The 20,516-nt window shown below is 74.6% G+C and carries 13 protein-coding genes; 5 read left to right on the top strand and 8 right to left on the bottom strand.

What is annotated here, in order from left to right; translation table 11 throughout:
* Positions 1 to 19: 19 nt before the first annotated feature.
* Positions 20 to 886, top strand: coding sequence for an EamA family transporter (locus ACOTKD_RS11235; protein ID WP_424888739.1), 867 nt, complete (start codon positions 20 to 22; stop codon positions 884 to 886).
* A 204-nt stretch (positions 887 to 1,090) separates the two neighbouring features.
* Here ACOTKD_RS11235 and ACOTKD_RS11240 read toward each other — a convergent pair whose 3' ends face one another.
* From ACOTKD_RS11240 to ACOTKD_RS11255, 4 genes are all read right to left on the bottom strand, one after another.
* Positions 1,091 to 1,852, bottom strand: coding sequence for an acyltransferase (locus ACOTKD_RS11240; protein WP_424888740.1), 762 nt, complete (start codon positions 1,850 to 1,852; stop codon positions 1,091 to 1,093).
* 79 nt (positions 1,853 to 1,931) lie between these two features.
* Positions 1,932 to 9,470 carry a MupA/Atu3671 family FMN-dependent luciferase-like monooxygenase gene (locus ACOTKD_RS11245; RefSeq protein ID WP_424888741.1) on the bottom strand — a complete coding sequence of 2,513 codons (7,539 nt, stop codon included), beginning with the start codon at positions 9,468 to 9,470 and terminating at the stop codon, positions 1,932 to 1,934.
* The gene (locus ACOTKD_RS11250; protein ID WP_424888742.1) at positions 9,467 to 12,784 is read right to left on the bottom strand and encodes a type I polyketide synthase; all 3,318 of its coding nucleotides are present in this window, start codon (positions 12,782 to 12,784) and stop codon (positions 9,467 to 9,469) included. The genes ACOTKD_RS11245 and ACOTKD_RS11250 overlap by 4 nt, the downstream gene beginning before the upstream one ends.
* Positions 12,781 to 14,070 carry an MFS transporter gene (locus ACOTKD_RS11255; RefSeq protein WP_424888743.1) on the bottom strand — a complete coding sequence of 430 codons (1,290 nt, stop codon included), beginning with the start codon at positions 14,068 to 14,070 and terminating at the stop codon, positions 12,781 to 12,783. The genes ACOTKD_RS11250 and ACOTKD_RS11255 overlap by 4 nt, the downstream gene beginning before the upstream one ends.
* Positions 14,071 to 14,353: 283 nt before the next feature.
* On the opposite strand from ACOTKD_RS11255, the gene ACOTKD_RS11260 reads away from it, so the two are divergent.
* Positions 14,354 to 14,584 carry a response regulator transcription factor gene (locus ACOTKD_RS11260; RefSeq protein WP_235482637.1) on the top strand — a complete coding sequence of 77 codons (231 nt, stop codon included), beginning with the start codon at positions 14,354 to 14,356 and terminating at the stop codon, positions 14,582 to 14,584.
* Positions 14,585 to 14,661: 77 nt separating this feature from the next.
* Here ACOTKD_RS11260 and ACOTKD_RS11265 read toward each other — a convergent pair whose 3' ends face one another.
* Together ACOTKD_RS11265 and ACOTKD_RS11270 are read right to left on the bottom strand one after the other, a co-directional pair.
* Positions 14,662 to 15,324 (bottom strand): DedA family protein, encoded by a 663-nt coding sequence (locus tag ACOTKD_RS11265; RefSeq protein ID WP_424888744.1) that lies wholly within the window; start codon positions 15,322 to 15,324, stop codon positions 14,662 to 14,664.
* Positions 15,325 to 15,440: 116 nt separating this feature from the next.
* Positions 15,441 to 15,896 (bottom strand): DUF4442 domain-containing protein, encoded by a 456-nt coding sequence (locus ACOTKD_RS11270; RefSeq protein WP_424888745.1) that lies wholly within the window; start codon positions 15,894 to 15,896, stop codon positions 15,441 to 15,443.
* A gap of 82 nt (positions 15,897 to 15,978) precedes the next feature.
* Between ACOTKD_RS11270 and ACOTKD_RS11275 the strand changes: the two genes are divergently transcribed.
* Positions 15,979 to 17,040 carry a hypothetical protein gene (locus tag ACOTKD_RS11275; RefSeq protein WP_424888746.1) on the top strand — a complete coding sequence of 354 codons (1,062 nt, stop codon included), beginning with the start codon at positions 15,979 to 15,981 and terminating at the stop codon, positions 17,038 to 17,040.
* Positions 17,041 to 17,075: 35 nt separating this feature from the next.
* Here ACOTKD_RS11275 and ACOTKD_RS11280 read toward each other — a convergent pair whose 3' ends face one another.
* Complete coding sequence (locus ACOTKD_RS11280) at positions 17,076 to 17,930, bottom strand: spermidine synthase (RefSeq protein WP_424888747.1); 855 nt, start codon at positions 17,928 to 17,930, stop codon at positions 17,076 to 17,078.
* A gap of 14 nt (positions 17,931 to 17,944) precedes the next feature.
* Positions 17,945 to 19,129, bottom strand: a complete 1,185-nt coding sequence (locus tag ACOTKD_RS11285) for a GTP-binding protein (protein ID WP_424888748.1) — start codon at positions 19,127 to 19,129, stop codon at positions 17,945 to 17,947.
* 180 nt (positions 19,130 to 19,309) lie between these two features.
* On the opposite strand from ACOTKD_RS11285, the gene ACOTKD_RS11290 reads away from it, so the two are divergent.
* Positions 19,310 to 20,020 carry a TVP38/TMEM64 family protein gene (locus ACOTKD_RS11290; RefSeq protein WP_424888749.1) on the top strand — a complete coding sequence of 237 codons (711 nt, stop codon included), beginning with the start codon at positions 19,310 to 19,312 and terminating at the stop codon, positions 20,018 to 20,020.
* 94 nt (positions 20,021 to 20,114) lie between these two features.
* A complete protein-coding gene (locus ACOTKD_RS11295) occupies positions 20,115 to 20,435 on the top strand; it encodes a nuclear transport factor 2 family protein (RefSeq protein WP_424888750.1) in 321 nt (106 codons plus the stop codon).
* Positions 20,436 to 20,516: the final 81 nt, after the last annotated feature.

Below are 20,516 nucleotides of genomic sequence, written 5' to 3' on the forward strand. Positions count from 1 at the left end.
CTGTACTGCGAGGTTTCCCATGACGGCGGTCTTCGCCCTGACCACGAGCTTCCTGTGGGGGCTGGCCGACTTCGGCGGCGGGCTGCTCACCCGCCGCATCCCCGCCCTGACCGTCGTCCTGGTCTCGCAGCTGCTGGCCGTGGCCGCCCTGGGAACCATCGTCGTCGCCACGGGCGGCTGGACCGAGGCCGGACCGCAGCTCTGGTACGCGGCCGCCGCCGGCGTCGTGGGCCCCGCGGCCATGCTCGCCTTCTACAAGGCACTGGCCCTGGGCCCGATGGGGGTCGTCTCTCCGCTGGGCGCGCTCGGCGGCGTCGCGGTGCCGCTGGGCGTGGGGCTGGTCCTGGGCGAGCGCCCCGGCATCCTGCAGTTCGCGGGCATCGCGGTGGCCGTGGCGGGCGTGGTCCTGGCCAGCGGGCCGAGCATGGGCGGCGCGCCCGTCCAGCGGCAGACCCTGCTGCTCACCCTCGTCGCCGCCTTCGGCTTCGGCTCGGTGATGGCCCTGATCGCCGAGGCGTCGCACAACCTGACCGGCCTGTTCCTTGCCCTGTTCGTGCAGCGCGTGTGCAACGTGGCGGTGGGCGCGGGCACGCTCTTCGCCTCCGTGCGCCGCGGCAACCCGGCGCTGCCCGAGGGAGGCTGGACCACGATCCGCTCGGCGCTGCCCGCCCTCGCCTTCGTCGGCCTCGCCGACGTCGCCGCCAACGGCACGTACAGCATCGCCGCGAACACCGGCCCCGTGACCGTCGCGGCGGTCCTCGCCTCGCTGTACCCCGTGGTGACGGCGCTGGCCGCGCGCGGGTTCCTGAGCGAGCGGCTCCGCTCGGTGCAGGCGGCGGGCGCGGGGCTGGCGCTCGTGGGAACGGTGCTGCTGGCGGCGGGCTGAGGCCGAGTCTCCTTCCGCCGCGGGTGGCGGTGCCCGGACGGCGGCGGACAGACGCCCGCCCCTTCCGCTGAGCCGCCACCGTGGCGGGCCCGGTTCTCACCGCCGCGATGGCGGTTCACCACCAGGTAGCGGACCGGCGGTGCCGTGGCGACACCGGCCACGTGCCCGTGCGTCCCCCGGACGCCGAACCGGGTCCCGGCCCGGCTAAGAGCCGTCAGGCGGCGTCCGTTCCGCGAGTGCCCGGAGCTGTTCCGCCGTCATTTCCGAAGGGATCGGCACCGGGGGTGCCGTCCGCAGGGGCGGCACCCAGCCCGTTGCCGCTTCCCAGCGGCGTACGACCTTCGCCGGGGCGCCCGCGACGACCGTGTGGTCCGGGACTTCTCCGCGGACGACCGCGCCGGCGGCGACCACCACGTTCCGGCCGAGCCGGGCGCCCGGCAGTATCACCGCGCCGGTGCCCAGCCAGCTGCCGGAGCCGATGGAGACGGGCGCGCTGCGCGGCCACTGCCGGCCGATGGGCTCGTGCGGGTCGTCGTAGGAGTGGTTGTCGCTGGTGACGTAGACGTACGGGCCGCAGAACACGTCGTCGCCGAAGGTCACCGGCTGCGAGGCCACCACGTGGCTGCCGCGGCCGAGGACCACGCCGTTGCCCAGGCGGAGCACCGGGTCGGGCCCGAGGTCGAGGCCGGGCATCATGCCGGCGGTGAGCGTGACCTGTTCGCCGATGATGCAGTGGTCGCCCAGCTCGATCCAGCGCTCGCCGAAGACCGTGCCGAGCGGGAAGGCCAGCTTCGTGGCGGGGCCGATCCTGCGGAAGCGGTACGGGCCGGGGTGCTCGGCGGTCACCGCGCCGGCCCGCTGGACCCACCGCCAGCCGCGGTGCACCGCGCGCGACGCGGCGCGACGCCCCCAGGCGCGCAGGGCCGCGGAGGCGTCGGAAGAGAACGCGTTCCTGTTCTTCGGCACCCGGACACGGTAGTCGGCCGGGTGCCGGCCGGCCGCCGGGGTGACCTGTGATCTTCACCCCACCGGCCGGCCGGGCCGCTCAGTCCGCGAGGGCCGCCCGGACCTCGTCGCGCAGCAGGTCGACGTAGTCGCGCATCCAGCCCTCGACGGTCGCCCGGTCCCACAGGTCCGACGAGTACTCGGCCATCCCCACGAGCACGTCGCCCGCCGGGACGAGGCCGAAGGTGAACTCCGCCCGGGCGGCCGCGATCGCGAGGTCCTCGATCGCCACGGTCACCCCCGGCATGTCGATGTCGGTCTCCAGCGAGTTCTGGTAGGCGAAGCCGACCGCGAGCCGGTCCGGCATCTCCATGCCGTACCGCTCCCGCAGCAGGGGCGCCAGGTCCCGCGGCGGCATGAACGCGTCGATGCACGCGACCGACGTCCGGGCCACCTGGTCGACCAGGCCGGTGAAGGAGTCGGCCTCCCCGTCGCGCACCCGCAGGGCGAACCCGGAGGTCGCGCAGGTCACGAGCGACTCGAACGCGCGGCGCCACCGGTTGGCGTAGGAGACGTTGAACACCACGTCGGACTGCCCGGACCCGCGGGCCATCAGCCGGCCCAGCGCCGCCGCGGTGACCGCGTAGGGCGTCGCCCCGCGGCGCCGCGCCAGCCGGTCCACGTCCGCGCGCACGTCGGCGGGCACCGTGAACATCACGACGTCGCCCCGCCCGCTCAGCTCCTCGGGACGCGGCCGGTCGAGCGGCATGGCGACGCCGAACGGCGCGCCGTCCAGCTCGCGCTTCCAGAACGCCAGCTTGCGCTCCTCGGCGGCCGGGTCGGTCTGCTCGCGCTGCCAGCGCGCGTACGCACCCGGCTGACACGGGTCGGTTGCCAGCCCGTCGGGCAGGCCCTTCGCGGCCGCGCCGTAGAGCGCGGCCAGCTCCTGGAGGATCAGGCTGACGGCCCAGCCGTCGCACACGGCGTGGTGCAGGACGAACAGCAGGACCCAGGTGCGCTCGCCGGAGCGCAGCAGGCGCAGCGCCGGTCCCGCACCGGTGGCCAGATCGAACGGCGTCTCGGCGGCCTCGGCGGAGATCCGTGCCACCGCGGCCTCGCGCTCGGCGGCGGGCAGCCCGGTCAGGTCCTCGACGGGCAGGGCCACGGGCCTGGCCCGCAGGATCTCCTGCTGCCAGTCGTCGCCGGCCGGGACGATACGGGTGCGCAGGCCCTCGTGCCGGGCGACGAGCCGGGTCAGGGCGGTGTGCAGGGCGGGCACGTCCAGGTCGCCGGTGAGCGTCAGGCGCATGGCGACGTTGAACACCTGCGGCAGCGCGTGGCCCTGCTGGACCCGGGCGAAGTGGACCTGCTGGTCGGTGGCGGGCGCCCGGTGCTCGACGGCGTCGCCGCCTGAAGCGTCCTCGCCGCCGGAAATCCCCTCGCCAGCAGACGGCCCGTCCGCGAAGAACGCCGCCATGGCCCGCAGCGTGGGCCGCTCGTAGAAGCGCACCATCGGGTACTCGGCGCCGAACTCCTCCCGGGCCCGGTTGACCAGCCGGATCGCCGTGATCGAGTGGCCGCCCAGGTCGAAGAAGGAGGCGTCGGGCGCGATCGAGCCGCCGTCGGTGCCGAACTCGGCGGCCCACAGCGCCCGGAGTCGCCGCTCCACGTCGCCCGGCGGCACGGGCGCGGGGCTCTCCGCCCGGGGCGCCGGAGAGGCGGCCGGTGCGGCCGTGACCAGGTCGGGGGCGGGCAGGCCCGCGCGGTCCAGCTTGCCGCCGGCGGTCACGGGCAGCGCGGCCAGGACCGTCCAGGCGCGCGGCACGAGGTACTCGGGCAGCCGCTCGGCCAGGGCGTCGGCCATGAGGTCGGCGAAGGCCTGCCGGTCGCCCTCGCCCTCCCCCACCGGGTCGGCGGGGACGGCGAAGGCGGCGAGGTAGGCCTCGCCCCGGCCGTTGCGGCGCGCCAGGACGACGGCCTCGCGCACCCCCTCCAGGGAGTTGAGCGCGCGGGAGACCTCCTCCGGCTCGACGCGGAAGCCGCGGATCTTCACCTGGTCGTCGGTGCGGCCGCGGAACTGCAGCTTGCCGTCCGCGGTCCAGCGCACGAGGTCGCCCGTGCGGTAGAGGCGGGCGTCCGGGCCGCCGTCGGGGTCGGGCAGGAAGCGACCGGCGTCCGCCTCGGGCCGGTGCAGGTAGCCGCGGGCCACGCCCGGCCCGCCGACGTGGAGTTCGCCGACGGTGCCGACGGGCACCGGTGCGCCCGACTCGTCGAGGACGCGCACGCGCACGTTGTCGACGGGGCGGCCGATCGCGATCTCCTCCGGCTCGCCGCCGCAATCGCCGGCGGGCTCCACCGTCTCGACCGTGCACAGCACGGTGACCTCGGTGGGCCCGTAGACGTTGGCGACCTCGTACGGAGTGCCGGGCCGCGGCCGGGTGCGCAGCACGTCGCCGCCCATGAGCAGGTGGCGCAGCGGCGGCTGGGCGTCCGGCGCGAGCTGCAGCAGCGTCTCGCCGAGGGCCGTGGGCAGGATGGAGAACGTGACGCCCTGGGCCGCGTACCAGCGGGCGAGGGCGAGCGGGTCCTTGCGGACGGCGTCGCCGGCGACGGTCAGCGAGGCGCCCGCGGTCAGCGCCGGCCAGACCTCCAGGACCGAGGCGTCGAAGCTCTGGCTGCAGACGAGGGCGCTGCGGTCGGCGGAGGTGAACCCGAAGCGCCGGTGGTGCCACGCGCAGAGGTCGGTGACGGCGCGGTGCGGGACGGCGACGCCCTTGGGCGTGCCGGTGCTGCCCGACGTGTAGATGACGTAGCACAGGGACTCGCCGCCGGCGGCGGGCGCCGCGGGGGCGGGGGTGCCGGCCGGGGTGTCGCCGGGGCGCACGACGGCGACGCCGTCCGGCAGCCGGAGCCGCTCCGCGCCGTCCCGCGGGGCGACGAGGACGCGGGCGCCGGACTCGGCGATCACCTTCTCGGCGCGGGCCCGGCCGAGGGCGGGGTCCAGCGGGACGTACGGGCTGCCGGCCTTGAGGGCGGCGAGCATGGCGACGACGAGCTGGGCGGAGCGCGGCAGCCACAGGGCGGCGGGGGCGCCGTCAGCGCCCCGCTCGCGGAGCACGGCGGCCAGCCGGCCGGCCTGCTCCTCCAGCTGACCGTAGGTCAGCACCTGGTCGCCGTCGACGACGGCGGCGGCGCCGGGCGCGGCCGCGGCCCGGCGGGCCACCTGCTCGTGGACGGAGACCGCCTCCAGGAGGCGCTGCGGGCCCTGCTCCCACTCGGCGGGCACGGGTCCGCCGGGCACGCCGGGCACCCCGGGTTCCCCGGTCGCGCCCGGTGCGAGATCGTCGGCTGCTGCGGACGGTGCGGGCCCGCCGGCCGCAGCGCGTACGGGGCCGCCCGGCACGGACCGTGCGGTAGCGCCGGACGCCGGCTGCGCGAGCCGGGACAGAGGCGTGTCCGGAGCGGCGACGGCCGCCGTCAGCACGTCCCGGAAGGTGCCGAAGAACCGGTCGGCGGTCTCCGGGTCGAACAGGTCGGTGTTGTACTCCAGGTGGCAGCGGATGCCCTGCGGCTGGTCGGTGAAGTAGACGGTGAAGTCGGTCAGGGCCTTGTCCGGTCCCGCTTCCACGGGCGTGGCCGTGACGTCCGGCAGCTCGAAGCGGAACGGGTCGCTGCTCTCGTACTCGGCGAGCACCTGGAAGACGGGCGTGCGGTCCGTGACGCGCGGCGGCGCGAGCTCGCGCACCACCGCCTCGAAGGGCACGCCCGCGTGGTCGTACGCGTCGAGGGCGCGGCCCCGTACGCGGTCCAGCAGCGTCGCGAAGGACGGGTCGCCGGAGAGGTCGAAGCGCAGGGCCAGGGTGTTGACGAAGAACCCGAGCAGGTCCGCGGCCCGCTCCGGCCGGTCGGAGATGGGCGTGCCGATGACGATGTCGTCCTGTCCGGTGACGCGCTGCAGCATCGCCGCGTAGCCGGCGAGCAGGGTCATGAACAGGGTGCCGCGGCGGGCCCGGCTCAGCTCGCGCAGGCGCGCGGAGAGCTCCGGGTCCAGGGTGCGGAAGACGGCCCGGCCGCTGGACGTCATGACCGCGGGGCGCGGCCGGTCGGTGGGCAGGTTCAAGACGGGCAGGTCGCCGCCGAGCGTCTCGCGCCAGTAGGCGAGGTCCGCGGCGGCCTCAGGGCCTTGCAGCGCCGCGGCCTGCTCGCGGGCGTGCTCGGCGTAGCTCCAGGTGAGGGCGGGCAGCCCGGGGTCGGTGCCGTCGCGCCAGGACCGGTAGAGGGCCGACAGGTCACGGGTGAGGACCGCCCCGGAGGCCGCGTCGACCACGATGTGGTGCAGCGACAGCACGAGCACGTGCGCCTCGTCGGCGAGCTTCACGAGCCGGGTGACGAACAGGGGGCCTTCGGCGAGGTCGAAGCGGCGGGCGCTCTCGGCGGCCAGGGTCTCCCGCAGCGCCTCCTCCCCGCGCCCCGTTCCGTCCACGACCGCGAAGTCGGGTTCGGAGGGCGGCCGTACGACCTGGCGCGGCTCGCCCCGGGTCTCCCGGAAGACGGTCCGCAGGCCCTCGTGGCGGGCGACGAGGCCCCGCAGCGCCGCGCGCAGGGCGGACACGTCCAGCGGGCCGTCGAGGCGGATCGCCTTGGTCTCGTTGTAGGCGGTGCGGCCCGGCAGCATGCGCTCCAGGAACCAGATGCGCTGCTGGCCCGGGGAGAGCGGGGCCTCCACGGGGGCGGGGGCGAGGACGGCGGCGGGCTCCGGCGCGGCCTCCGCCGTGGTCTCCCGGTAGCGGCGGCGCAGGGCGTCGATGTGGGTGAGGCTCGCGCGCAGCTCGCCGGGCGCGACGCCGAAGTCGACGAGCGAGACGAGCTCGTCGGCGCCGGCCGCGGTGACGGTGTCCACCACGGGCGAGACGGTTTCGACGGTGCCGATCAGCGCCCGCTGGTCGCAGTAGCGGTCGTAGGCGCGGCGGAACACGACGTCGAGGTCGTCCTCGCTGAGCGTGGAGAGGTCCACGTTGTGCCCGAGGCTGTTGGTGACGCCGCCGAACAGCGACAGCGACGCCCGCATGTAGCGCGACAGGGGTGCGTACGCCTCGGCGCGGGCCGTGTCGTGACGAGCGGCGAGGTAGGTGTGCAGCAGGACGGCCACGCGGCCGGCGGCCGGGTCCAGGCCGTGCTCCTCGCGGGTGCGGCGGTACAGCGCGATGTTCTCCGCGAGCTGTTCGACGCTCTGCGTCATCAGGTTGGTGACGATGCCGAGGTCGTGGCGGGCCGCGAGCGCGAACGAGGCCGGGTTGCCGACCACGGCCGTGTACATCGGCGGGGCGTCCTGGACGGGCCGCGGGAAGAGCCGTACGTCGGCCTCGCCGTCACCGGTGGTCCGGCGCAGCGGCTCTCCGCGCCAGAACCGCCGCACCTGCTCCAGCTGCTCGTACATCGTCTCCTTGTGCCGGCCGAAGCGGTCGGGGAAGAAGACGAAGTCGTTGGCGTGCCAGCCGCTGGCGATGCCGACGCCGACGCGGCCCCCGGAGAGGTTGTCGGCCATCGACCACTCCTCCGCGACCCGGATCGGGTCGTGCAGCGGCAGGACGACGGACCCGGCGTTGAGCCGGATGCGCCGGGTCTCCCGGGAGAGGGCGGCGGCGAGCACGGCGGGGTTGGGGAAGAGCCCGCCGAAGGAGTGGAAGTGCCGCTCGGGCATCCAGAGGGCGTGGAAGCCGTTCCGGTCGGCGAACCGGGCGGTCTCCATGAGCAGTTCGTACTTGCCCTGCTGGTCGCCGTCCTCGGGGTAGTCGCCGAAGAAGTAGACGCTGAAGTCGGGAGTGCGGGGGGATTTCTGCGGCGCGGCCGGTGTGGCGGCCGCGGCCGCGTTCCAGGCCATGGCGGCGACACGTACCGTCTTGTTCTGCTCTTCGGCAGGAGCGTCTTCGGCAGACGCAGGAGCCTTCGCCGCCACGGTCACGAAGTCCGCCACGGACGCTGCCGCGTCATCGGACGCCGGCGCCTTCGGCGCCAACGGACGCGTGCCCGGGAAGAACCCCGCCCCCCGCAACTCCCGCAAGGAGCCCTTGACCGCGTCCGCGATGAACTCCAGGTCGCCGTCGGAGTGCGCGGTGGACAGGAAGAAGTTCCGCCACTCCCACACGTGGACGCCGCGCAGCATCAGGTGGTGGTAGAGCAGTTCCATGTCCGCCCGGTGGTCGAACCGGAACTGCGAGCCGAAGTGGCTCATCCTCAGTGGGAACTCCTCCGCCTCGAAGAAGGCGTTGAGCGCCCCGGCCAGCTCGGCCGTCCGCGCGTTGAGCCGCTCCTGCAGCAGCGGGCTGTGCTCCTTGAGGTGCGTGAGGACGGCCCGCGCGGCGACCATCGACACGGGGTGCTGGATGTACGTGCCGCCGAAGAACGTCGTGTCCGCGGGCGGGTAGCTGTCGTCGCCGTAGGACCAGTGGCCGCCGTCGACGCCGTCCATGATGTCGGCGCGGCCGGCGATGGCCCCGATGGGGAAGCCGCCGCCGAGCAGCTTGCCGTAGGTGGCGAGGTCGGGCGTGACGCCGTAGAGCTCCTGGGCGCCGCGGAGGGCGGGGCGGAAGCCCGTCAGCATCTCGTCGAACATGAGGACGATGCCGTGGCGGGCGGTGAGTTCGCGCAGCCTGCGCACGAACTCGACGGGCTGCAGTTCGGGGTGCCGGCTCTGCACGGGCTCGATGATGACCGCGGCGATGTCCCCGGCCTGCTGGGCGATGGCCTCCAGGGAGGCGTCGCTGCCGTACTCCAGGACGATCAGGTCCGCGACGGCGCTGTCCGGGATGCCGCGGGAGACGGGCACGGTGACCCGGGCGTCCGGGCCGCCCGAGGAGCGACCGAGGACGGTATCGGCGTGGCCGTGGTACGCGCCGAGGAAGGTGACGATCTTGTTGCGGCCGGTGGCGGAGCGGGCGAGGCGGATCGCCGCGGAGTTGGCCTCCGTGCCGGAGTTGGCGAAGGCCACGCGCTCCATGCCGGTCAGCCCGGCCAGCAGCTCGGCCGCCTCGCCGGTCTCGGCGTTGCGGGGGCCGAGCCGGATGCCGCGGGAGAGGTGCTCGCGGACGGCCTCGGTGACGAACGCCGGCTCGTGGCCGAAGAGGAGCACGCCGAAGCCCATGGTGATGTCGACGTACTCGTTGCCGTCGACGTCCTGCAGGCGGGCGCCGCTCGCCCGGCGGCCGGCGATGGGGTAGAGCATCTCCTTGGTGGCGCTGCGGAAGCCGACGACGGCGCGGCTGTCGGCGAGGACGCGGCGGTAGCGCTGGGCGAGCTGCTTGGAGGTGGGGGTCTTCGCGGTGTAGCGGCGCACGAGGTCGGCCAGGTGCTCCTGCTGGGCGCGCGGAGCACCGCCCCGGACCATGCCGGAGGCGCGGGAGACGGTCACGCGGGGGCCGTGCACGCTGCGCGGCGCGGCGGCCGCCGCCTCGGCCGGGACCGCCGGCTCGCCCTGGACCGGCTCGCCCGTGACCGCCGGTTTCTCCGTGCCCGGCGACTTTCCGTCCGGAGAACTCCCCTCAGGCCCGCCGCCGATCTGCCCGGCGATGCGCCGCGAGAGCTCGGCCATGGCCGCGAGGTCCTGGTCGAGGGCCGCGGAGGCGGCGTCGAGACCGCTCACCGGGCCACCCCCGCGGCGCCGTTCAGACGGGACGTCGCCGCGGCCGTCTGCAGGGACAACAGCTGGGAGAGCTGGGACATCATCTGCAGCTGTATCTGCGATATCTGCTGCAGCCTGTGGGCGAGGTCCTCCAGCTCCCTGCGCGTGGCGTACTCGGGGGCGCCGGCCGCCGGGGCGACGGGCTCCGGGGCAACGGGCGCGGGGGCCGCGGGGACGGCCGGGGACGGCGCGGCGGGCCGCGGCATGACCGGCTGCTCCGCCACAGGCGGTGCCGGAGGCGCGGCCGGCACCGCAGCGGGCCCCGCGGGCGCGGCCGCCCCGGGCTCCTCCCCCGCCATCCGGCTCACGATCAGCTCCGCGAGCAGGAGCGGCGTCCCGGTCTCCTCGAACAGCTCCCGCATCGACACCTTGACCCGGTACTCCTGCTCCAGCTCGCGCAGCGCGCTGATCATCTGGAGCGAGTCGGCGCCGAGGTCGAAGAAGGAGGTCTCGCCGGTGATGGCGTCCGGGTCGTGCCCGAGGTGCCGGGCGGCCGACTCGACGATGCTTCGGACGACCCGCTCGACCGCTGCCTGGTGCTGTACCACAGTGGCTCCATCTGTCGCTGGTGTTCCGGTACGTACGGCCGTCAACTCCGGCCCTGTCCAGTAGTCCTTGTGCTGGAAGCGGTAGCCCGGCAGCGGGATCCGGCGGCCCCCGGCCCCCGCCAGCAGCGGCCGCCAGTCCAGGTCCGCGCCCGCGCAGTGCAGGCCCGCCGCCGCGGCCCACAGGGCGCCGAGGCCGGTGCCGCGGCGCAGCGACGGCAGGGCGCGCGCGTCCGGCAGGGCCCGGCGCGCCAGGCCGCTCAGCGTGGTGTGGGGGCCGATCTCGACCACGGCCGCCGGCTCCTGCGCGCCCACGGTGCGCAGCGCTTCGTCGAAGCGGACGGGTTCCCGGGTGTGCCGCAGGAAGTACGCGGTGTCCGGCGTCCAGCCGGGTGCCCGCAGCGTCCCGTCCAGTGCGCTGACGAAGGGGATCCGGGTGGGCCGGAAGGCGGTCTCGTCGAGCACCGCCCGGAAGTCCTCCAGCACCGGCTCCATGAGGGCGGTGTGGAAGGCGCGTTCCACCGGGAGGCGTTCGCCGGGCGTGCCGCGCTCCTCCAGCAGGGCGAGCACCCGGTCCACGGCGGCGACGGGCCCGGCGAGGACGTGGGAGCGCTCGCCGTTGGCCACGGACAGCTCCGCGCCGGGGACTTCGGCGGCGAGGGCGAGGGCCGCGCCGCGGGTGAGCGGTACGGCGGCCATCGCGCCGGGGGCGCAGAGCTTCTGCATCAGCCGGCCGCGTGCGGCGGTGAGGCGCAGGCCGTCCTCCAGAGTGAGGGCTCCGGCGGCGTGGAGGGCCGCGTACTCGCCGACGCTGTGCCCGGTGACGGTGCCGGGGGCGACGCCGGTGTCCCGCCACAGCCGCGTGAGCGCGCACTGCAGCGCGAAGAGGGCGGGCTGGGCGGTGTCGGTGGCCCACGGGGAGCCGTTCCCGGCGGTGCCGAGGAGTCCGTCGAGCAGGGAGCCGCCGCCGAGGTCGCGGTGGTGGTGCTCGCAGGCGTCGAGCACGTCCCGTACGGCGGGGAAGCGCTCGTAGAGCTCCCCGGCCATGCCGGGGTACGGGCTGGCCTGGCCGGTGAACTGGAAGACGACGCCGGGCGCGCCGTCGCGCGGGGCCGTGCCGGCCGTGACGGCCGCGGAGTCCGTGCCGCTGAGCCGGGCGTCGAGGGCGGCGGCGAGCGCGGCGGGCGTGGTGCCGCGGACGGCCAGCCGGTGGCGCCCGTGGGCGCGGCCGAGCGCGGCGGTGGTGACGAGGTCGGCGAGCGGGGTGCCGGGCCGCTCCCGCAGCCGGTCGCGGAAGGCGCGGGCGTTGGCGGCCAGCGCCTCCTCGCTGCTGCCGGAGACCAGCAGGACGTCCGGCGGGGCCGCGGCGGCGGCCGGGCGGGGCGCGGGCTCGGGGGCCTGTTCGAGGACGAGGTGGACGTTGGTGCCGCCGATGCCCAGGGAGGTCAGGCCCGCGCGGCGCGGGTGGTCGGCCTCGGGCCAGGGCCGGGCGGCGGCCGGGATGTAGAAGGGGCTGCCGTCCAGGGCGAGCAGCGGGTTGGGGGTGGTGAAGTTCGCCATCGGCGGGACGACGCCGTGCTCCAGGACGAGCAGCGTCTTGATCAGGCCGGCCAGGCCGGAGGCCACGTCGAGGTGGCCGATGTTGGCCTTGGTCGAGCCGAGCGCGCAGTAGTGGGTGCGGTCGGTGTCCTCGCGGTACGCGGCCGTGGCGCCGTCGAACTCGATGGGGTCGCCCTTGAGGGTGCCGGTGCCGTGGGTCTCCAGATAGCCGATGGTGTCCGCGCCGACGCCGGCCCGGTCCAGGGCGCGGCGGACGGCGGCGCGCTGCCCGCCGGCACTGGGCGCGCTGTACGCCTTCTTGTCCGCGCCGTCGTTGGTGACGCCCCAGCCGCGGATGACGCCGCGCACGGTGTCGCCGTCGGCGAGGGCCCGGTCCAGCCGCTTGAGGACGACGGCGGCGACGCCCGTGCCGCCGACGGTGCCGTCGGCGCCCGCGTCGAAGGCGCGCAGCCGGCCGGACTTCGAGAGGATGGAGCCCTTGACGTACTGGTAGCCGAGGACCTGGGGGACGTGGACGGCCGTGGCGCCGGCGAGGGCGAGGTCGCAGTCGTCCGCGAGCAGCGCCTGCGCGGCCATCTGGACCGCCACGAGCGAGCTGGAGCAGGCGGTCTGGACGTTGACGGCGGGTCCGGTGAGGCCGAGCCGGTAGGCGGCGCGGGTGGCGGTGAAGTCGGGGGCGTTGCCGGTCACGATCTGCATGCCCGCCATCCAGTTGCTGACGGGCGCACTCGGCAGGACGTTGTTGAGGAGGTAGGTCTCCAGCGTGTACAGGTGGTAGCCCGCGGTGGCGTAGACGCCGACGCGGCTGCCGTCGCGCTCGCCCGGGTACCCCGCGTTCTCCAGGGCGTGCTGGGCGCACTCCAGGAACAGCCGCTGCTGCGGGTCGGTGAGCTGCGCCTCGCGGGCGCTCATCCCGAAGTGCGGGGCGTCGAAGCCGGTGATGTCGTCCAGGATCCCGGAGGCTCCGACGAAGTCGGGGGCCTCGTAGCGCTCGGCGGGCACGCCGGCCGCGGCGAGCTCCTCGTGGGTGAAGCGGGTGATGCAGTCGGTTCCGTCGCGGATGATGCGCCAGAAGTCCTCGGGGGTGTCCGCGCCCGGCAGCCGGAAGGCCAGTCCGATGACGGCGACGGCCCGGTCGGTGCGGGGCCCGTGGTGGGGCGTGGGTGTCATGAGCTGCGGCCTTCCGCCGTCGATACGTCCCGGGCGGCCCGGTCGTCGCGGTCGCCGGGCCGGTCCTGGCTCCGGGTGGGGGTCCTGCCGCGGGCGAGGAGCACGGCGAGCAGGACGACGCACAGGGCGATGGCCAGCCCGTGGAAGGCGGCCACGACCTGCAGCGGTGAGAACGCCTCCAGCAGGGCCGCGCTGACGATCATGCCGAGGCCGAAGCCGGTGTTCTCGGCCGAGGCGGACAGCCCGAAGAGCCGGCCGCGCTCGGCGTCGGGGGCGGCCTGGAGGCGGGAGACGTAGACGATCTCCGTGAAGCCGTCGGCCATGCCGGCGACCAGCGCGGCGATGAGGGTGGGCACGGTGGGCAGGCCCGCGAAGACGACGATGAACGCCGCCGACATCAGGCACGCGCCGAGCGCGAACGCCCGCTCCCCCGGGGTGCGGCCGGTCTTCTTGGTGACCCGGCCGAACAGCTGCTGCGCGACGATGTTGCCGATGGCCCAGGTGGCCCAGAACTGGCTGATGAACGTGGCCGGGTGGGCGGGGTCCAGGCCGTCCGAGTAGATGGGCAGCGCCACGTTGTGGGACGAGGAGCCCAGCCCGTCCACCGCCCGCACCGCGATCATCACCGCGAGCAGGGGCGCCGTGCGCAGCAGCATCCGGGCGAAGCCGCCCGCGGCGCCGGCCTCCTCCTGCTCCGCGCCCGCGGCGCCTTCCGAAGCGTCCTCGGCGGCCGCCCGGGTCCGTACGGGCAGCATGAAGAGGACGCCCGCGGAGATCACGAAGGTGACGGCGTCCAGGGCGAACGCCGTGGCGTAGCCGAGCTGTGCCACGACCAGGCCCGAGGACGCGAAGCCCGCGATCATGGCGAGCGAGCGGCCGGTGACGAGCAGGCCGTTGGCGCGGGCCCGGTGCTCGGCCCCGACGATCTCCGGCACGCTGGTGCGCAGCGCGACCTGGGAGAGCGTCGAGCAGGAGCCGGTGATCACCGCCAGGGCGAAGAGCAGGCCGACGCGGGCGCCGTCCGGGGCGAGCAGCAGCGCGAGCAGGGCGATCGCCTGCGTGAGGTCGGCGCCGGCCATCAGGCGCTTGCGGTCGCGGGTGGAGACCAGGCGCCCGGCCACGAAGCCCGCGAGCACGCTGGTCACGAGGCGTACGGCCATGAAGAGGCCGGCGGTGAGCGCGCTGCCGGTGACGTGGTAGATGAAGACGTTCAGCGCCACCATGTTCAGGTAGCTGCCGTACGCCGAGATGCCGTTGCCGACGACGAGCAGGCGGAAGTGCCCCACGCGCGGTCCCCCTCCGGTCGCTCTGGGCTGTGGCGCCGCGGTCGGCGGCTTCTTTCACATTCGCCCGGTTCGAAGCGGGGCTGGAGCCACGGAAGTTGGGGACTTGACAGCCGACCGGCCTTTGATTAAGGGGGCATTGACCGGGCAGTCACTCTGTTTTACTTGCATTTAGCAGAGTTCGTGGTTAGATCCCTCTAAAGCGTCGCGCGGGTGGAGGAACTTCATCCGCGGCCGGCCGCAGGTCACCCATGCCGAGCGGCTCCGCCAGCCACATGGAGACGAGATGCCCGGCCGCAGCGTCCAGACGGGACCGCCGCGCCTGTCGCCCCGCGAGCGGCAGGTGCTGGCCCACATCGGCGCGGGGCTCACCTACCACCAGACGGCCAGGCGGCTCGGCATCAGCGTCCACACCGTCGGCACCTACCTGCGCCGCATCCGCGCCAAACGCCCGGCGCCCACCCTCGCGGACCTGGTCCGCCTCAGCATCAACCAGGACGCGAGCCGCAGCGGCTGAACGCAAAACGGCCCCCGGATCCGCGGTGCGGTTCCGGGGGCTGCTGACGAGGCGCTGCGGTCAGCCGGCGGCTGCGGTCAGTCGGCGGTGCCGACCGGCTCGGGCCGGGCCTCGGCCGGTTCGGCGGCGCGGGCGGCCTCGGCCTTCTTGGCCTTGATCCGCATGACGACCAGCGAGCCGATGCCGAAGAGCACGGCGGCGATCAGGCCGTACATGGAGAACTTCTTCAGCCACTCCTCGGCGACCTTGCCGACGTAGTAGATCACCGCGACGGTGCCGCCGGCCCAGACGACGCCGCCGAGCACGTTGGCGATCAGGAACTTCCAGTACGGCATCTTCAGCACGCCCGCGAGCGGTCCGGCGAAGATCCGCAGCAGGGCGATGAACCGGCCGACGAAGACGGCCCACATGCCCCACTTCTCGAAGGACCGCTCGGCCGTGGCGACGTGGTGCGGCCCGAAGTGCTTGGGGAACTTGCGGCCGAGCCACTCCAGCAGCGGCCGGCCGCCCTTGCGGCCGATCAGGTATCCGATGGAGTCACCGATGATCGCACCCGCGACGGCGCACGCGCCCAGCACCCAGGGGTTGATGTGGTCCTGGGTGGCGGCCATCAGCGTGGCACTGACGAGGACGATCTCACCGGGAAGCGGAATACCCAGGCTCTCCAGCCCGATGACCCCGCCCACCAAGAGGTAGACGGCGATCGCCGGTACCGTTTCGAGCCACTCCTGGATGTGCAACGCCGGTTCCTCCCCGGTTTGACGATCTCTTCCCGGCGTGCGCCGCGGGGGCGCACGCCGGGAAGCCTACTGGAGGAGAGGACTCCCTCAGGGCCCCGCGGGTTGCGGCGGACCGGCTACTTGTTCGGCCGAAGGGTCCAGACGACCGTCATTTCGCCGGTCACCGCGCCGTCCTCACGGGTGATCGCCACGTGCACGGGGAACTCCGGCCGGCCGCCCGCGTCCAGCTCGGCGACGACGTCGGCGGCCGGGCGGCCGAGCTCGGCGGTGGCGGTGACGGGGCCCATGGCGAGCTTCTTGTAGCCGATCTCGGCGCTGACGGCCAGCGGCACCGCGCGCGAGAGCTGGTCGCCGAAGGCGGCCAGGACGATCGCGCCGCTCGCGGACTCGGCGAGGGTGAACATCGCGCCGGCGTGCGGGCCCCCGACGTGGTTGTGGTAGTCGGGCTGGTCGGGCAGGCGGACGACGGCGCGCCCCGCCCCCGCCTCCTCGAAGACGAGGTTGAGCGTCTTGGCCATGGGCACGGTGGCCAGGAGCATGTCGCCGATCGAGGGCTGGGTGGTCTCAGACATACCCGCAAGTTACCAGTCAGTAGTAAGGGCGGGGAAGGGGCGGCCTCACCGGGATCACCATCTGCCTCTATGGTTATCGGCCATGTGGCCAGGACAGCAGCCGCCCGGGGGCGAGCAGAACCCGCAGGACTCGAATCCCTACAAGACGCCGGTGCCCCCGTCAGGGCCGCCGTCCGGCGCGCAGCCGGGATACCCGCCGCCCAACCCGTACCAGCAGCCGCCGACCCTCCAGCAGCCGAATCCGTACCAGCAGCAGCCCCCCGGCCCGCCGCAGCCCGGTGGGCCGGCCGGCGGTCAGCAGTGGCACACGCCGGCCCCGGCCGGTGCGCCCGGGCCGCCGCGCGACAACCGCAAGCGGACCACGATCATCGCGATCACCGCTGCGGTCGCCGTGGTGGCCGCCGCCGTGATCACCGGTGTCGTCGTCCTGAAGGACGACGGCAAGGAGAACGTGGCGCACAACGACCCGACGAAGGCGCCGACCGCGGCACCCTCCGCTTCCTCGGCGGCCCCCTCCCAGGGCGCGAGCGAGGACCCGGCGGACAATCCGCGGGCGAGCGTCGAGGTCAAGCCCGTGATCGACGGGTGGAAGGTCGTCACCAACAGCAAGCGGCACGTCGCCTACGACGTGCCGCAGGAGTGGAAGGTCGCCTCCCCGGGGACGAGCTTCGGCTTCCACGACGAGGACGACCACGGCTTCCCGCCCAACGGCAAGGGCATCAACATGACCGGCGTGGCCCTCCTCAACGAGGACCGCTGCGAGAAGGACGCCACCCCCGTCGCCGCCGGCACCAAGGGCGCCCAGGGCGCCAAGAGCGAGGCCGACGCCGCCGAGAACGAGGCGCTGAACTGGCTCTTCTGGGGCTTCGACCAGAAGAAGACCGGGAAGTTCAACTACTCCAAGGGCAAGGAGTTCAAAAGCGACCACGGCATCACCGGCACCTCCTCCTCGGCGACGGTCACCGGCGTCGCGAAGAAGCACCAGTGCGCCACCAGCGCCAAGTCCGTGGCGGTGACGTACAAGGACGTCAACGGCGACCTGGCCACGTGGTGCCTCTACAGCGCCACGGGCACCGAGGACGAGGTGCCCGACGACGTCATCAAGAAGATCATGAGCTCCCTGCGACCCCTCAAGAGCTCCTGACCCCCTCAACCCGCCACCCGCCCGGACGGCCGGCGTCAGCCCACGCTGAACGCCCCGCCCGGCGGCTCCGGCGAGCCCACGGCCTCCGCGTCGTGCACCGGCCCGGCCCCGGCGGCGAACCGCTCCAGGGCCGGGCCGTGCTCGACCCGGGCCGGGAAGGCGTCCGCGGCCGCGCGCCGGGCCAGCGCCGCGACCGGGAGTTCGGCATGCGAGGCGACGAGGATCGCGTTGCCGAAACGCCGCCCGCGCAGCATCTGCGGCTCCGCGATCAGGCACACGTGCGCGAAGACCTCCGCGAAGGTGGCCACCTGCGAGCGGAGGAAGGCGAAGGGCGCGCCGTCGGCGAGGTTCGCGGCGTAACGGCCGGCGGGCCGCAGCACCCGGGCGGCGGCCCGCGCGTACTCCAGCGACGTGAGGTGGGCCGGGACCCGGGAGCCGCCGAAGACGTCCGCGACGATCACGTCGGCGGAGGCGGCGGGCGACGCCTCCAGCTCGCTGCGCGCGTCACCGGCGATCACCTCGATGCCGGAGCCGTGCCGCAGCGGCAGGTGCTCGGCGACCAGCGCGAGCAGCCCGCGGTCCGCCTCGACGACGCGCTGCCGGGAGCCCGGGCGGGTCGCGGCGACGTAGCGGGGCAGGGTGAGCGCCCCGCCGCCGAGGTGCAGCACGTCGAGCGGGCGGTTCGGCTCGGCGGCGGCGTCGAGGACGTGGGCGACCCGCTGGGCGTACTCGAACTCGAGGTGGGTGGGGTCGTCCAGGTCGACGTACGACTGCGGAGAGCCCTCCACGGTGAGCAGCCAGGCCCGCGGCCGGTCCACGTCGGGCAGCAGCTTGGCGGTGCCCCAGTCCACGTCCCGCGTGACGGGTATCGGTTCTCCTGCTTCGTTCACGCCCCCATTGTCGGTCAGGGGTGCGGTGAGGAGACCGTGCCGGTGCCGACGGTGCGGCCTCCCTCGCGGACGACGAAGGCCAGGCCGGATTCGAGCGGCACGTCCCGGTCGAGGGCGACGGCCGCCGTGACGGTCTCGCCGGGGAGCGCGACGCCGGGCCCGCCGAGGTGCACGGTGCCGGGGACGCCGGCCGTGCGGACGTGGAACTGCGGGCGGTAGCCGGAGAACACGGGGGTGTGCCGGCCGCCCTCGTCCGCGCCCAGCAGGCGGATGTCCGCGGCGAAGCGGCGGCGGGGCACGACGCTGCCGGGCGCGGCGAGGGTGTCGCCGCGGCGCGCCTCGTGGCGGTGGAGCCCGCGGAGCAGCAGGGCGACGCGGTCGCCCGCCTGCGCGGCGCCGAGCGGCCGGCCGAAGCTCTCCAGGCCGGTGATGACGATGTCGCGGGGGCCCTCCGGGCCCAGGAGTTCGACGTGGTCGTGGAGCAGGACGGTGCCGCGCTCGACGACGCCGGTGACGGCGGTGCCGCGCCGGGGCAGGGTGAAGACCTTGTCCGCAGAAAGCAGGAACGGCGCGTCCGCGTAGCGCAGGGGCGTCGGTACGTAGGTGTCGACGGCGTCGAGGAGGGCCTCGATCGCGGCCGTCCAGCGCGGGTCGCCGTCGAGGGCGCGCAGGCCGGAGACGCGGACGACCGCGGTGTGCTCGCCGTCGTAGCCGTGGGCGGTGAGCAGGGCGCGGGCGTCCCGCTCGACCAGGTCGGTGCGCTCCGGGTCGCTCGCGTCGGCTTTGGTGAGCGCGACGACGACGTGGCGCACGCCCGTGCTGCGGGCGAGCAGCAGGTGCCCGGCGGTCTGTGCGGCGGGCCCGTCGGCGGCGGAGACGGCGAGGACGGCGCCGTCGATCCGTGCCGTGCCGGCGAGCAGGTTGCCGGTGAAGCGGGGCCGGCCGGGCGGGTCGGTGTGGGCGTAGTGGCGGGTGTCGGTCTCGTAGGCGACGTGCGCGCAGGCGACGGTGCCGCTCCGTGCGGCCTCTTCCGGGGCGCGGTCGAGGCGGGCGGGCGGGACGAAGACGGCCCGGCCCCGGTCGCCGAGGACCTTGGTGACGGCGGCGGTGAGGGTGGTCTTGCCGTGGCGGGAGTGGCCGAGGACTGCGATGTTGAGGTGCGGTTTGCGGCGCGGAAGGCCTGATAGTGGCCGGTGCATGCGGTCGATGCTCGCGCACGGGGTGCGGGGCGTCGAACGGTTTTCGCGGACTCCGGGCCACCACGCGGAGAGGACGCATGGACGGCATTCGAGTGAACGTATGAGGAAGGAGTGTTCCGCTCCCGCCCGGTCTTTCCGGGATGACGACCGCTTTATATCCCTGTCGGTTAGGCTCCAGCGATGTCCGATCCCGCTGCGCCCTCCCCCGGCCCCGCCGAGCACCGTCCGCGCGCCCGGCCGACCGCGTGGTTCCGCCTGGGCCTGCTCGTGGTGCTGCTGGCCGCCGCCGCGGCCACGGTGCTCTCCCTGCACCCGGAGCGGCTGCTCGCCGAAGGCTGGCCGCAGCTGTCGGGCGGCGCCGCCGTCGTACTGTTCTCCGCGGCGTACGGGCTGTGCACGGCGGCGTTCGTGCCGCGTCCGATCCTCAACATCGCGGCCGGCGCGCTGTTCGGCGCCCCCGCGGGGACGGCTGCGGCCGTGGTGGGCACGGTGCTGGGCTCGGCCGCGTCGTTCGGGCTGGGCAGGATGCTGGGGCAGGACGCGCTGCGGCCGCTGCTGCGCGGGCGGTGGCTGCTGGCGGCGGACCGGCAGCTGAGCCGGCACGCCTTCCGCTCGATGATGGCCGTCCGGCTCTTCCCGGGCGTTCCCTTCGCCGCCGCGAACTACTGCGCAGCCGTGTCGCGGATGCGGTGGGCGCCGTTCCTGCTGGCGACCGCGCTGGGGAGCGCGCCCGCCACCGCGGCCTACGTGATCGCCGGCAGCCACGCCACGGCGCCGACGTCGCCCGCGTTCCTCGGGGCGACGGCGTTCATCGCGGTGACCGGGCTGGCGGCGGTGGTCGTGGCGTGGCGCAAGAAGGGTCCGGCGGCGCGGCGGCTGTCCCGGCCGTAGCGGGCGGTTCGTCCGCCATCCGGGCGGACCGGCGCGCGCGGGTTCCGCCGGGGTGCTGTCCTGTCCTGGACACACCGCCGAAAGGAGCCGTCCCGTGATCCCCGTCGAGCAACTCTCCGACCCCGCCGTACGGACGCTGGTGAGCGCCCTCAACGCGGGCGACCGCACCGCCTTCCACGAATCCCTCGCGCCGGGCGCCACGATGTCCGACGACGGCACCGACCGCAACCTCACCCAGTGGGCCGACCGCGAGGTCTTCACGTCCAACGGCCACATGGACGTCGAGTCCGAGAGCGAGGACGGCCTGTCCCTCGTCGCCCGCTACCGCAACGACACGTGGGGCGAGATGCGCACCAAGTGGTACTTCACCGTGGACGGCGGGAAGGTGACCCGGTTCGAGACGGGGCAGGCCTGACCCGCCGTCCGCTGCCCCGCATTCAGGAGTCGTTCACCCGGGCGATGTCCGTACGCCTTTCCCCCTGTGCATGATCGGGCG

Source organism: Streptomyces sp. XH2, from assembly GCF_049725035.1.
Classification (GTDB): domain Bacteria; phylum Actinomycetota; class Actinomycetes; order Streptomycetales; family Streptomycetaceae; genus Streptomyces; species Streptomyces roseoverticillatus.

Excerpts from the sequence above, each read along its gene's own strand:
- ACOTKD_RS11235 (WP_424888739.1), top strand. The coding sequence starts at position 20 with ATGACGGCGGTCTTCGCCCTGACCACGAGCTTCCTGTGGGGGCTGGCC.
- ACOTKD_RS11250 (WP_424888742.1), bottom strand. The coding sequence starts at position 12,784 with ATGACACCCACGCCCCACCACGGGCCCCGCACCGACCGGGCCGTCGCC.
- ACOTKD_RS11260 (WP_235482637.1), top strand. The coding sequence starts at position 14,354 with ATGCCCGGCCGCAGCGTCCAGACGGGACCGCCGCGCCTGTCGCCCCGC.
- ACOTKD_RS11270 (WP_424888745.1), bottom strand. The coding sequence starts at position 15,896 with ATGTCTGAGACCACCCAGCCCTCGATCGGCGACATGCTCCTGGCCACC.
- ACOTKD_RS11275 (WP_424888746.1), top strand. The coding sequence starts at position 15,979 with ATGTGGCCAGGACAGCAGCCGCCCGGGGGCGAGCAGAACCCGCAGGAC.
- ACOTKD_RS11285 (WP_424888748.1), bottom strand. The coding sequence starts at position 19,129 with ATGCACCGGCCACTATCAGGCCTTCCGCGCCGCAAACCGCACCTCAAC.
- ACOTKD_RS11290 (WP_424888749.1), top strand. The coding sequence starts at position 19,310 with ATGTCCGATCCCGCTGCGCCCTCCCCCGGCCCCGCCGAGCACCGTCCG.